Source organism: Chitinophaga eiseniae (genome assembly GCF_012641265.1).
Classification (GTDB): domain Bacteria; phylum Bacteroidota; class Bacteroidia; order Chitinophagales; family Chitinophagaceae; genus Chitinophaga; species Chitinophaga eiseniae_A.
This window is the reverse complement of record NZ_JABAHZ010000005.1, coordinates 505,305-518,994: the sequence shown is the minus strand read 5'-3', so window position 1 is coordinate 518,994 and position 13,690 is coordinate 505,305. Positions and strand designations below refer to the sequence as shown.

General features: G+C 47.1%; 12 protein-coding genes. 9 read left to right on the top strand and 3 right to left on the bottom strand.

What is annotated here, in order from left to right:
* The first annotated feature begins 1 nt into the window (after position 1).
* Positions 2-1,090 carry a DUF3810 domain-containing protein gene (locus tag HGH91_RS22085; protein ID WP_168740956.1) on the top strand — a complete coding sequence of 363 codons (1,089 nt, stop codon included), beginning with the start codon at positions 2-4 and terminating at the stop codon, positions 1,088-1,090.
* Here HGH91_RS22085 and HGH91_RS22080 read toward each other — a convergent pair.
* Entirely contained in the window at positions 1,087-2,034 is a 948-nt protein-coding gene (locus tag HGH91_RS22080; protein ID WP_145672811.1) for an arginase, read from the bottom strand. The genes HGH91_RS22085 and HGH91_RS22080 overlap by 4 nt on opposite strands.
* A 237-nt stretch (positions 2,035-2,271) precedes the next feature.
* On the opposite strand from HGH91_RS22080, the gene HGH91_RS22075 reads away from it, so the two are divergent.
* The 4 genes from HGH91_RS22075 to HGH91_RS22060 all read left to right on the top strand — a co-directional run bounded on the left by HGH91_RS22075 (position 2,272) and on the right by HGH91_RS22060 (position 6,375).
* A complete protein-coding gene (locus HGH91_RS22075; RefSeq protein ID WP_168740955.1) occupies positions 2,272-3,411 on the top strand; it encodes an acyl-CoA dehydrogenase in 1,140 nt (379 codons plus the stop codon).
* Between the two features lie 140 nt (positions 3,412-3,551).
* A complete protein-coding gene (locus HGH91_RS22070) occupies positions 3,552-4,241 on the top strand; it encodes a YggS family pyridoxal phosphate-dependent enzyme (RefSeq protein ID WP_168740954.1) in 690 nt (229 codons plus the stop codon).
* 4 nt (positions 4,242-4,245) lie between these two features.
* Positions 4,246-5,490 carry a peroxiredoxin family protein gene (locus tag HGH91_RS22065; protein WP_168740953.1) on the top strand — a complete coding sequence of 415 codons (1,245 nt, stop codon included), beginning with the start codon at positions 4,246-4,248 and terminating at the stop codon, positions 5,488-5,490.
* Positions 5,491-6,072: 582 nt separating this feature from the next.
* The gene (locus HGH91_RS22060; RefSeq protein ID WP_145672803.1) at positions 6,073-6,375 is read left to right on the top strand and encodes a YtxH domain-containing protein; all 303 of its coding nucleotides are present in this window, start codon (positions 6,073-6,075) and stop codon (positions 6,373-6,375) included.
* A 92-nt stretch (positions 6,376-6,467) separates the two neighbouring features.
* On the opposite strand, the gene HGH91_RS22055 is transcribed toward HGH91_RS22060, so the two are convergent.
* Positions 6,468-7,190, bottom strand: a complete 723-nt coding sequence (locus tag HGH91_RS22055) for an SRPBCC family protein (protein WP_168740952.1) — start codon at positions 7,188-7,190, stop codon at positions 6,468-6,470.
* 296 nt (positions 7,191-7,486) lie between these two features.
* Between HGH91_RS22055 and HGH91_RS22050 the strand changes: the two genes are divergently transcribed.
* Complete coding sequence (locus HGH91_RS22050; protein ID WP_168740951.1) at positions 7,487-8,341, top strand: DUF1080 domain-containing protein; 855 nt, start codon at positions 7,487-7,489, stop codon at positions 8,339-8,341.
* Between the two features lie 251 nt (positions 8,342-8,592).
* Entirely contained in the window at positions 8,593-9,813 is a 1,221-nt protein-coding gene (locus HGH91_RS22045) for a DUF4272 domain-containing protein (protein ID WP_211092386.1), read from the top strand.
* 53 nt (positions 9,814-9,866) lie between these two features.
* Here the strand turns inward: HGH91_RS22045 and HGH91_RS22040 are convergent, their stop codons facing one another.
* Positions 9,867-11,624: a DUF885 domain-containing protein gene (locus HGH91_RS22040; RefSeq protein ID WP_168740949.1), complete on the bottom strand. Its 1,758-nt coding sequence runs from the start codon at positions 11,622-11,624 to the stop codon at positions 9,867-9,869.
* 205 nt (positions 11,625-11,829) lie between these two features.
* Here HGH91_RS22040 and HGH91_RS22035 point away from each other — a divergent pair, with 205 nt between their 5' ends.
* Both HGH91_RS22035 and HGH91_RS22030 read left to right on the top strand, forming a co-directional pair.
* Positions 11,830-12,540, top strand: a complete 711-nt coding sequence (locus HGH91_RS22035) for an RNA ligase family protein (protein WP_168740948.1) — start codon at positions 11,830-11,832, stop codon at positions 12,538-12,540.
* Positions 12,509-13,633: an ATP-binding protein gene (locus HGH91_RS22030; RefSeq protein ID WP_247651806.1), complete on the top strand. Its 1,125-nt coding sequence runs from the start codon at positions 12,509-12,511 to the stop codon at positions 13,631-13,633. Before HGH91_RS22035 ends, HGH91_RS22030 begins: the two co-directional genes overlap by 32 nt.
* The last annotated feature ends 57 nt before the right edge of the window (positions 13,634-13,690 follow it).

Below are 13,690 nucleotides of genomic sequence, written 5' to 3'. Positions count from 1 at the left end.
TATGGAAACAAAAATCCGGATTAAAAAGAAAATCATCCGTATTGTACTAACACTTACGGCTATACTGTTGTTAAAAATATTATTTGCCTGGAGTAATCATTTTAACGATTTCTACTTCCATAGGTGGTATAAGTGGAGTAGCTTGGCTTTCAGACATGTAACAGGTATAGTTCCATTCAGCATTGGCGATGTAATATATACTGCCTGGATTATTGGAGGAATATTTTATTTGTTAAAACTATGTTATAAACTCGTACGCCTCGCCTGGGAAGATACCGGTATGCTGGTGCTGAAAGGCATTCATTTCCTGTTAAAAGCCTACCTTTTTTTCCTGGTGTTATGGGGTGGCAACTATGAGCGGAACCCGCTCGCTGCCGATACGGGCGTTGTGACCACCCATTACAATACACAACAGCTTTACCAGCTTTCAGATACCCTGCTTCAACTGGTTAACCTCGAAAAAGCCAATACCGGCGACACAATTGGTATAATGAAGGCGGATACCACCGCAACCCCGGTTTTCCAGCGGGCAGTAGCTGCTTATGCGGCAGCCGCCCATACCTGGCCCGCCCTGCAATACAAGGCGCCCAGCATTAAACCTTCCTTGTACGGTAAATGGCTGAACTATACCGGGGTAACTGGTTACCTGAACCCTTTCACGGGGGAGGCCCAGGTAAATACGACGGTACCCGCCGTACTGCAGCCATTTATTATTTGCCATGAAATAGCCCACCAGCTGGGATATGCACCAGAAGAAGATGCCAATTTTGTAGGATACCTGGCGGCTACCAGTATTCCGGATAGCCATTTCCGTTATGCTGCCCATTTCGATATGTTTATGTACAGCGTACGGCAATTAGCCTATCACGATACCACCCTGGCTAAAAGCATCTGGAGCCGGGCGGTACCCGGTGTGAAAGCCGACCATAAGGCCATCATCCGCTTCTATGAAGCGTATACCGGCAAGGCCGATGAATTCTTTACTGCGGCATATGACCGCTATCTGAAAGCTAATAAGCAAGACAAGGGTATTCGCAGCTATAGTGAGGTTACAGGTTGGTTGATCGCCTACTTTAAAATAAAACCCTAGTTCATCATCAGTACGTTTACGCTACGTTGCAGGATATTAAAGGCTATCTCCGCCATCAGGTTCTCACGGTCCAGGGTAGGGTTTACCTCGGTAATTTCAAAACAACAGATCTTGCGGTGCTGCATGAATTTCGCAATCAGGTCCTCTGCCTCCCGCTCCCTTAATCCATTACTCACCGGCGTACCGGTTCCTTTGGAAATGGAAGCATCCAGGCTATCCACATCAAACGATACATATATATACTCGCAGTCGCTCAGGTAACGGAATACCGACCGCGAAATGTTTTCCGGTCCCTTGCGGCGTACCTCGCTGGTGGTAATCACTTTCATGCCATATTGTTTGATCAGGTGGTCTTCTTCCTTCTCAAAATCTCTGAGGGAGATGAATACAATATCTTCCGGAAGTACTTTGGGAGCTATTTTACCGATGTTTTTAAGTGCATTCCACATTTTGGCGGTATTCTCATCGATATCATGCACTTTGCAGTCCATATTATCTTCTGCAATAGCGGTGGCCAGCGGCATCCCATGCATATTGCCCGACGGGGTGGTATACGGCGTATGCAGGTCGGCATGGGCATCTATCCAGATCACACCCAGCTTGGCTTTGGGGTGAGCCATCTTCAAACCGGCAATAGTGGCGCCTGCGGTACTGTGATCGCCCGATAACAAAACCGGGAACCAATTGGCTTTTACCGTTTCACATACACTCTTGCTGATACGCTCATACATATTGAAAGTGCCCTTGATCCGCTTGGCATAAGGCGATTCAATGGGTTCAAATAACAGTTTATTCTCCGTTTCAATTGCTTCGGTGGGGAAGTGCACAAAAAAGTTGCTCATGAAATCCAGTGCCGCAATCTTGATCGCATCTACACCTAAACTGGCGCCCCTGGTTCCTGCTCCGATTTCTGATTTTACTTCTATTATTTTAATATTCTTCATAAAAAGATCATTATAGGCAAGCTACAGGATTTTATGTGAACGCCCAAAGCAGGGGACAGTGCAATGGTAAAAAAGTTGTATATAATATCTGAACCAAATCCAATACAGTAGAGGTATTGTAGCGATTTGTTCAATATTTTCCCGAATATGATTGATAACATTGAATTTTAATCGCGTCATTTTTTTAGGTGCTGATTTATAAATAATTTGGACACTATTACCTATAAAATTATAACCATGGATTTTCAATTGACGGAAGAGCATCTGATGATACAGAAGGCTGCTCGCGATTTTGCCATCAACGAATTGTTGCCCGGTGTAATAGAAAGAGATGAACACCAGAAGTTCCCGGCCGAACAGGTTAAGAAACTGGGAGAACTGGGGTTCCTGGGAATGATGGTAAGCCCTAAATATGGGGGAGCGGGACTGGATGCGATTTCTTATGTATTGGCCATGGAAGAAATTTCCAAAGTTGATGCTTCCTCCTCTGTGGTCATGAGTGTAAATAACTCTCTTGTTTGCTGGGGCCTGGAAACTTTCGGCACGGAAGAACAAAAACAAAAGTACCTGGTCCCCCTGGCCTCCGGTCAGATTATTGGGGCCTTTATGCTGAGCGAGCCGGAAGCCGGTTCTGACGCCACTTCCCAGCGCACTACCGCAGAAGATAAAGGGGATCACTACCTGCTCAATGGTACCAAGAACTGGATCACCAACGGTAACTCCGCCAGCGTATACCTGGTAATGGCCCAAACCCACCCGGAAAAAGGCAGCAAAGGGATCAACGCATTGATTGTAGAAAAGAATATGCCTGGCGTTACTATCGGCGCGAAGGAAAATAAACTGGGTATCCGCGGTAGCGACACGCATAGCGTGATGTTCCAGGATGTAAAGGTTCCCAAAGAGAATAGAATAGGGGAGGATGGCTTTGGATTTAAGTTTGCCATGAAAACCCTGGCCGGCGGCCGTATCGGCATCGCTTCCCAGGCCCTGGGCATCGCCAGCGGCGCCTATGAACTGGCGCTCAAATACTCCAAGGAAAGAAAAGCATTTGGCAAGGAAATATCCCAGCACCAGGCCATCCAGTTTAAACTGGCAGATATGGCCACCCGCATTGAAGCTTCCCGCTTGTTATGCCTGAAAGCTGCCTGGGAGAAAGACCATCACCTCGACTATACCCTCAGCAGCTCTATGGCCAAGGTATTCTCTTCCGAAACAGCCATGTGGGTAACCACAGAAGCCGTGCAGGTACATGGAGGATATGGCTACGTAAAGGAATACCACGTAGAACGCCTCATGCGCGATGCCAAAATTACCCAGATCTATGAGGGTACCTCGGAAGTACAACGCATCGTTATCAGCCGTACTATACTCGCGTAAAAGCGCTAAAAGCTGAAAGCATAAAGCAAAAAGCCATTAAAGCGAATTGTATAAGCGAATATTTGAATATTTATTGCGCTGATCATTCGCTTTAATGGCTTTTTGCTTTATGCTTTCAGCTTTCTGCTTACTTTTGCAAAATGGCTATTAACTTAAAAGCGTATCAGGAGGTTCTTTCCCAGCTATCACCATACCAGGCAAAACTGGTGGCCGTATCCAAAACAAAACCCGTAAGTGATGTAGAGGCTTTTTACGCAGCAGGGCAAAGAATCTTCGGAGAAAACTATGTACAGGAATTAACCGAAAAACAGGCAGTATTACCGGCAGATATTGAATGGCACTTTATTGGTCACCTGCAATCCAATAAAGTGAAATATATCGCCCCTTTTGTGCATACTATCCATGCGGTAGACAGCTTGAAGCTGCTGCAGGAAATAAACAAACAGGCCGCTAAATACCAGCGGGTGATCCATTGCCTGTTACAGGTGCATATCGCAGCAGAGGAAACCAAATTTGGTATGGATGAGCAGGAGTTACAGCAACTGCTTCAAACCTATGCGGCCAACCCGGCAGCTTTTTCACATGTACGTATTTCCGGTATGATGGGAATGGCCACCAATACTACCAATGAAACGCAGATCCATAAAGAGTTCCACCAGCTCCACCAATTATTCGGATCAGTTAAAACCACTTATTTTAACCACGAAACGTATTTTAAAGAACTGTCTATTGGCATGAGCGCCGATTACCCCATCGCCCTGCAGGAAGGGAGTACGATGGTACGTATTGGCAGCCTGCTCTTTGGAGAAAGGAACTATTCACAAAAGTAAACGTATGAAGAAATTATGGATCTACCTGGCGGGCATCGGACTGGCCGCCTGCAATGGAAATACCGCCAAACACCTGTCTGATGGCGTATGGCAGGCCAAACTGCACCGTAAGGACGGCGCAGATATCGTATTCAACTTTGATGTAAGAGATAGCATCGGTAAACCGGTATTGTTCGTGCTCAACGCCACGGATAAACTGCTGGTAGATGATGTAAAACAACAGGGCGATTCGGTGTTTATCAAAATGCCTTTCTTTGATTCGGAGTTTAAGGCAAAACTCAACTCCGACAGTGCATTGGAAGGGGTATGGATCAGGCACCTGGCCGACAAAGACGTGAGCATTCCGTTTACCGCAACGGCAGGCAACGCCGACCGGTTCCCTGTCAACAAACCCGCTGCAGCGAATGTCACCGGCCGTTGGGCAACGCAGTTTGTATCTCCGAAAGATAAGGATAAGGCGCCGTCTACCGCTATTGGCGAATTTAAACAGGTGGGTAACCTGGTACAGGGTACTTTCCTGACAACTACCGGCGACTACCGCTTCCTGGAAGGCGTAGTGGATGGCGATACCCTTCGCCTCTCTACTTTCGACGGTTCCCATGCCTACCTTTTTACGGCACAGGTAGGAAAAGATAGCATCTCCAATGGCCGCTTCTATGCCGGGATCGGCGATGGCCTCGAATACTGGTCGGCTGTAAAAAATGACACCGCCCGTTTACCAGACGAAAAAACCATCGCTACCATGAAGCCGGGTCATGAACAGCTGGATTTCAGCTTCCCCGACCTCAACGGTAATAAGATAAGCCTCAAAGACGATCGCTTTAAGGATAAGGTGGTGATCATTACCCTCATGGGCTCCTGGTGCCCCAACTGTATGGATGAAACCGGATTCCTGAGCAAATGGTACGAGAAGAATAAAGACCGGGGCGTAGAAGTGCTGGGCCTCGCCTATGAGCGGACCCCCGATTTTGAAAAATCAAAGAAAAGCCTGGAAGGTTTCCTCAAACGCTTCGATGTAAAATACCCGGTGCTTGTTACCGGCGTAACACCGGCAGATCCTGAAAAAGGAGAGAAAACATTGCCACAGCTCACTGGTATCAAAGGATTCCCGACCACCATCTTCATCAACAAAAAAGGTAAGGTGCAGGAAGTACATACCGGGTTTTCAGGCCCGGGTACCGGCGAACACTATGAGCAGTTTCAGGCCGACTTCAACCGGCTCACTACTGATATGCTCAACGCAAAATAGGCAGTGGGAATAACGGCAATTTTCCCTGCAAAAACGGCTAACGAAGAATATTTGATTAAAATATAATATTGACGCTGAAAAGCGTAAATCCTCTCTGGTATTTGATCTCCGGAGAGGATTTACTTTTTAATAAAATTTATTATTTCATTTCTTTCAAAAAGGTTTGAAAAATACTAGAATGTAATTATTTTACTGCTCCGTTTGACTTTTATAAATTCCATTATCTAATACGCTTATCTTATCCACCTGCCGGGGCAATGTCTACTCTGAGATTGTCCTGGATAGCGTTTCCATCGATGTTTTACGTTATTAAAAACTTATTTCACACTTCTTTCGGCAGGTGGTTTCTTCTCTTTACGCTTCTCATACTATAACATTTTCTTAAGAACAGCGCCTGCAAGGTGTGCCATTAATGGCCTGATATTTGGAAAAAATTATCACGCAAAGACGCTGAGAAGCAAAGTAGCAAAGAATCTCCTTTCATGCTTAACTATTTTCTTTGCTGCTTTGCTTCTTAGCGTCTTTGCGTGCCCCTTGAACCATGCACGCGTTTCATTTGTTTAACCATAAAAATCCAATACTATGTCTACAACAAAATTTTTAGCAGGTGCTATAGCGGGATTAACTACCGGAATCGTCATTGGTATGTTAACAGCGCCGGATAGCGGTGATAAAACCCGCAAGAAAATTAAGTCAACCGCAGATGATTGGCGTCATAAAATCAATGGTTTAATCGGGCAGGAGAAAGAAGATTTATCTGAGTTAAGGGAAGTCTTTGAACATGAAATTACCGGACTGCAGGACGATGTACGTCAACGCGTGCTAAAACTGATTAATAAAAGCCAGGGTGCTTTTAACCGATTTAAGAAAGAAGCATTGTCATAAAGATTTTTGCGATAAACAGCAGCTGTTAAAAAATGAAGCGGAGATAAACAGGTAAGCCCTTTTATCTCCGCTTCATTTTTTCGGGAATCAATTCAGGAGAGCACTTCCCCGGTTTCCATATAATTCTTGAACCGTTTGATATCCCCGACAATCATATTTTCGAAAGCAGGATTTAGCAGCCAGGCCAGCCCGGAGCCCACATATCCGGCAGGAGGCCGGTAGGTGATCATCACGTCTACTTCAGTACCACCATTATAGGTTTCATGGAAAGTAACCCTGCCTGCTGTGGCAATGGATGATCCGGGTAAGGAACGCCAGCCCAGCAGTTGACCCGGTACCTCTTTCACTATTTCTGCATCCCATTCCAGCGTGCCAACGCCACCAGGGCCTTTTACGATCCAGTGTGAATGGAATGGATCTTTTTCTTCTACCGACTGCAAATGCCGCATAAATACCGGCAAATTATTCAGCTGCCGCCAGAAGTAATATACTTCTTCCTTAGGGTTGTTGATCGTAATGGTAGTCCGGATATTCACCGCGCCAATATGCTTATCGGCTTTCCGCTTGCCCAGCAGCCCATTAATCAGGTCGTTGCCGCTGATGCCCCTGTAAAGCAGGTAACCTGCGCCCAGCAACTTCAGCAAACTTTGCACGGGTTTTTTATCTACCCTGGCAATGGCATTTCCTACCAGCCAGGCTCCCGTAAAAATAGATACAATCCTGCCTTCCGGCGTTACGTTGATGATGTTGGAACCATCATATAAGGTTCCTCCCTGAGGTGATGCAATAGTATGTTTTTGTTTTAAGGCATTCATATATACAGTTTGTGGAATTACCAGCGAAAACCCTGCACATTTGTTATCTGCTAATAAATAATTGACTGTTAGGGAGATAAATATATGCCGGGCATCTTTCGACCTGTGGCACATTGGGTACGGTGCGTATTTTCTTACACACTCTTCCCTTCGCTACAATACTATCGGAAATCGCTTTTTATATGATTCCCAACGCGCTGTAAATGCCTTCCAACAAGTATTTTAACCAACGCTTGTTATTCATCTTGTATTTCTCTAACCGATCGTTTATCTTAACTCATTAAATAAAAGGACATATGAAAAAAACATTGACCGCGTTATTATTGTTAGCTGGTCTCCAAAGCGCCGCCCAGAAGGAAATAGCCCCCAATAAGTGGCTGAAACTCTTTAATGGTAAAGACCTGAAAAACTGGGATGTCAAAATAACCGGACATGACTTGAATGATAACTTTGGTAATACTTTCCGGGTAGACAGTGGCATGCTGAAAGTAAGCTATGATCACTACGATGATTTCAACGGACAATTTGGACATATCTTCTACAAAAAGAATTTCTCCGCCTACCTGTTGGTAGTAGAATATAAATTTACCGGCGACCAGGTGAAAGGCGGACCAGGATGGGCTTACCGCAATAGTGGTGTGATGTTACACGGACAAACAGCCGCCAGTATGACGAAGGACCAGGACTTCCCCATCTCACTGGAAGAACAACTGTTGGGCGGCGATGGCACCAATCCACGCTCTACCTGTAATCTTTGTACACCGGGTACCAACGTGGTAATGAATGGTAAACTCATCAAAGACCATTGCATCAGCTCTACTTCCAAAACCTATCACGGCGATCAGTGGGTTCATATCGAAGCCCTGGTACTCCGCGATTCTGTGATTAAACATATCGTAGAGGGAGATACTGTTATCGTATATAATAAACCCCAGGTGGGTGGTGGCGCTGTGTCACACGCGAAACCCGAGTTACTGCAGGAAGGCCGTTTATTAACAGGAGGATCTATCTCCCTGCAAAGTGAAAGTCACCCTGTAGCTTTCAGGAAAGTGGAACTCTTCGATCTTTCTCCATATGTAAACGATCCCGTTAAACTAAGTAAAATACTTCACCAGCTGCAAAACCGTAACAAGACAAAGCAGGGAAAGTAACGATATCCATTTGAAGACGAGGCCTTGGTGGTCTTGGCGGTTTGGAACGCCGGGGTGGTACACATGCTGCTGCCAGGAGTAATAAACAGACAGTCACGACTGGCAAGGTTTTGTTTTTCATATGGCCATTGGTTTATGATGAAGAGAATAAAATCTGCCGTTGTTTTCCTATCTACCTTCATCAAATAAAGGCAAATCCAATACCATTTATGCCCGCTTATGGCTAACTTTGTGCCCTCGAACAGAACAGCATGGAAAATTGTACCCTCTACACGCATGAAACAAACATGCAGCAAGTGTTAACCCACCTGCAAACACATTTCGGAGAAAAAGGAGTGAAAATAACCGGCCCCGCCCATCAATGGGAACAGTTAACGGTTACCACCGGGAAAACGCTTTTCCGTAAGGGCAATAGCCTCACATTTACTTATCGTCAGCGGGCTATCCCAGGCTACCAGCTGGTACACAACGATGACCCGGTCATCACTAACCTGCGCGGTATGTACGGATTTATACAGGAACTGCCTGCAGACAATCCTAAATTGAAAGAATTACTGTTGGCGAAAGTAGCTACGCTGAACACTGAAATAGGTATCGTGGCTACCCCGGCTTTCACGGAAGAAAACAAAACCATGATCCTGGAGCTGGCCCAAAAACTGGATGGCATTTTCTTTAGCGGCGATACTACCATTTTCAAAACAGACGTACAAGGCTTTTGGGATAAAACCGGGGCATTGTTGCTCGATGTAACTGGCCGTTCTACTGCTACAGCGCTCCCGGTGAATATCGATGCAAAATATTTTGATGGAGAACGAGAGGCATCAGAACAGGCATTGGCGCGGCGGGAACGCAATATCGCGCAATTGAACGCCATGAACGTACCAACCATTGCATGGCTGCCAGCCATTGAAGACGAATCGACCGTACAACTGCGCAGCACCCGCGAAGTGGCTACCCGCGTGGCCGTACTGGCGGCTATCAATACAGTTGCTTTTGGTTATATTGAAGCGCCGGAAATTATCAGTTACCTGCAACGCTACCACCTTTGGGAGCACACCACGGCTGGCGAAAAAGCCTTTCTGGCCGATCCACAGGAGGAAGGGAGAAAAAGGGAAACCTGGAAATGTGAAGATATCTGGGTGCTGCTATGGGCACTGAAAAAAATACCGGCACTGGGAGAAATGGATGCACTCTGTGATCTTAATATGGTGCCACAGGACGTATTCCCATTCCGCGGACCAGACGTTGATCCGGCGGCCTTTTTGGATGCAGCCACAGAACTGCGTTCAGCTACTGAAATACTTGATGCCAACGATCTGTATTACCGCGCCGACTGGGCCTGCGTGAACGCCCGTGTGAAAAAAGAGCCGTCGCCGTTGCCGCCAGGCGTGATTTATGAACGACATTATGCGCTGAACTGGTTGATTACCTATAGGAACCAGGAATGGGATGATGTTAGCTGCGATACCTGAGTATTCATAAAAAAGCCGGAAGCCGTACGCTTCCGGCTTTTTATGAATGATTATTACTGATTGCCCAGCATCAGCTGGCGAATATATTTAACCGGCGCACTACCGTAGCTCAGGAATTTTTCATTAAATGTTTTCAGGTTGTAATCCTTATTCTGTTGCTTTTTATAAGCGTCCCGCAGATCCATGATTTCCTTGTACCCGGTAAAATAGCTGGTCAGCTGTACACTGGTAACACTCACCCTTTTCCATTTCCCTTCTGCTTCGGCAGCCTGTTGGAATGCTTCTTTAGTCAGCAAATGAATGGCGTCTTCCTTACTCATATCTTTCACGTGAACGCTGTAGTCCAGTATGGTATTACATACCGTGCGCAGGTTCCACTTGTACCACATCAGCCACATTTCCGGCTCATCATGGCCATAGCCATTGTCCAGCATCATTTGCTCTGTATATACAGCCCATCCTTCAATCATAGCGCCATTGCCCATCAATGATTTAATGAGACTGGGCGATTGATTAGCATACACCAGTTGGGTATAATGCCCGGGGATGGCTTCGTGGATATCCAATATTTGCAGGATGTATTTGTTGTATTCGCGCAGGTAGCTTTCAGCTTTTTCTTTAGGCCATCCTTCCAGGCTGCCTACATTGTAATAAGTATTGCCACCCTTGTCGTACGGGCCGGGGGCGCTGATGGAAGCACCGGCTACACCGGCCATATACGCAGGTTCCTTGCGTACTACCAGCGGTTTGGTGGAATCCAGGTACAAGAGATTTTTTTCCTTGATAAAGCTTATCAGCACGGGTATCTGCTTTTCAATGGCAGATTGAAATTCTTCCGGCTTCACGTGTTGAACGGAAAGTGTGTCAATCATACGGCCTACCAGTTCGAGTGAGTCTGCCGGCATAGGCGTCTGACCAAAATATTTCGGCCACAACTGGCGGCTGATCTTTGTCATTTCGCCATGTACAAAGGCTTTGCGCTGTAGTGCTGCTTCATAGATGGCGGTAGCGCTGGAAGAAGATTGTATATCGAATTTAAATTTCTGCTCGTATAGGGCCTTGCCCAACCGGAAGCTCCGGGGATGTTCCGGTTTCAGCGCTTTCAGCCAGCCTGCATAATCGTGAATGGCTTTGGAAGCTGCTTTGGCGCTGGCCAGCATGGTAGCTTGTTCGGCGGCCGGGATGCTGGTTTTCTTCAGGGAGTCGGCAAAGTCTTTCTCAAATACAGACGCTCCGCCATTGTTTTGATCGATGGCCAATGCGGTGAGTTCAGGTACGGGATCTTTCACTCTTTTCTTAGCAGCTTCGTAATAGGCCGGTACCTGCTGCAACCTGGCGGCAAAGCTGCGCAAGCGCGATTCGAGTGGTGCGTAGTTTTCGTTCAGTATAAATGCGAAGGTGCTGCTCACATTGTAGCCGGCGGGATCCCACTCGCTGCTCTTCAATTCATTCACCGACCATTGAACAGATTGCAGGTAGTTTTGAATGAGCTGGTAATCGATTTTGTTGGCATCGTTCAAAGTGGCCAGGTCAATGGATTTCAGGGAATCCAGTTGTTGCTGTACAAAGGCAAGTTGTGCCTGGGTAGCAGCGCTGTCAGGAACGATCAATACGGAGTCATACTTGTGAAAGCCTACACTGGTAGCCCAATCGGGATTGTGTTTCCACAAGGCGTCAATAAACCGTTGTTCATAACTGTTGAAGGCGATGTTGGCTGTACTGTCTGTGCCATTTTTCTGGCTGCCGTCACTACCGTTGTTACAAGCCGCCAGGGCTGCAGCAGCAGTAGCGCAAAGAAGGAGTTTTCTCATGGTGTTAGCTGGTTGTTGTGGGTGCCTGGTTGTTTCAAAGCTGACGTAATATACTATTTAATTATTTTCTTTATTTTTGCGGCTCGTTGATTAAACACGATTAACACTTGAGCCATGTAATGTCACAGGCATATTAATTTATTCCTTTAGCCGTTCCATCCTGGAACCGGCCTGTGATACGATTGTTTAATTTAAACCCGATAACATGGCAATTTCTCAAAAATATGGCCGTACCTGGCATTATCCGTTTTCGCCCGGCACTACCAGCGATGACCGCATTCAACATGACTACTGGCCACTGCTGCAGCAAATCCCGGTGCTGATTCACACGGAAAAACTGGACGGTGAAAATAATTGTCTTTCTCGCCACGGCGTATTTGCGCGCTCACATGCAGCGCCCACTACATCGGCATGGACGGAAAGCATACGCCGCTATTGGCAAAGTATTAAGAATGACCTGGGCGACCTGGAAATTTTCCTGGAGAACCTGTACGCAGTACATTCGATCGAATATCGCTACCTGGAACATCATTTCTATGTATTTGGTATCCGCGAGGGCCAGCGCTGGCTGAGCTGGGAAGAAACCCGGTTTTATGCTGCTATGCTGGACTTACCGGTGGTACCGGAAATAAAACGGGTAACGCCGCCGCCTGCACGAAAAGATTTCGAACAGGATATCCTGGCATTGGTGAACAGCCGCGGGACTTTCGAACCCTATGACGTGCATACCGGGCAGCCTACTACTATAGAAGGGATTGTATCGCGTAATGCCGATGGATACGCGGTGAGCGATTTTGCAAACAATGTGTTTAAATATGTCCGGAAAGGACATGTTAAAACAGACCAGCACTGGACCAGGCATTGGCGCCGTGCTAAATTAAATCATGAAGGAGGTGACTATGTGGCAATTAAGTGAACATAAAGATTGGACCCGGCTGGAGCAGGAGTTCGCGTGGGTAAGGGTGATGCAGGAGGTGCCACAGCATGCCCGGCATCATGCGGAAGGTAACGTGGCCGTACATACGCAGATGGTGTTGACGGCCCTGGCGGCGCTACCGGGTTTTCAGGCGTTGCCGCTGGCAACACAGGAAATCATGTGGGCCGCCGCCCTGTTGCACGACGTGGAAAAATACAGCACCACGGTAGTAGAACCCGATGGCAGCATCACCTCGGCAGGGCATGCCCGTAAAGGAGAAGCACGTACCCGGCAAATCCTTTACCGCGAAGTGCCCACCCCATTTACTATACGGGAACAAATTGCCAAGCTGGTACGTTATCACGGCCTGCCACTGTGGGTATTCGAAAAACCGGATCCGCAGAAAGCAGTGATCAGCGCCAGCCTGGAAGTAGATACCGCCCTGCTGGCCTTGTTGGCCAGGGCCGATGCTCTCGGGCGCTATTGCACCGATCAGGAGGCATTGCTGTATAAAGTAGATTGCTTTGAAGAACTGTGCCGGGAAAACGATTGCTGGGGACAACCCCGCGCTTTTGCTACCAACCAGGCGAAAATGCACTACCTGCATAAAGCAGGCAGCTCGCCGGACTATGTGCCATTTGAACAGCCGCAAACATCGGTGATGATGATGAGTGGTCTCCCGGGCGCCGGAAAGGATACTTATGTACGGCAACATTTCCCGCAACTGCCGGTCATCTCCCTGGATGATATCCGGCAGGAGATGAAAATAAAGCCCACCGATAAAAGTGGCAATGGTACCGTGATCCAGGCAGCGAAGGAAAAAGCCAGGGTTTATCTCCGTAACAAACAACCCTTTGTATGGAATGCCACCAACATTACCCGGCAAATGAGGGAACAGTTAATGGGATTGTTTAGTATTTACCAGGCGGAAGTAACGATTGTATATGTGGAGGTGCCGGCTGCCAGGCTGTTACAGCAAAATAAACAGCGGGAGGCAGTTGTGCCGCTGGCGGCCATGGAGCGTTTGATCAGTAAGCTGGAAGTGCCGTCCATTACAGAAGCGCACAACGTGAGGATCATAGCGGGGGAGTAACGCTCGCAAAGGCGCAAAGAAAAAAAGCAGCAAAGGAATATGATATTATCCTTTGCT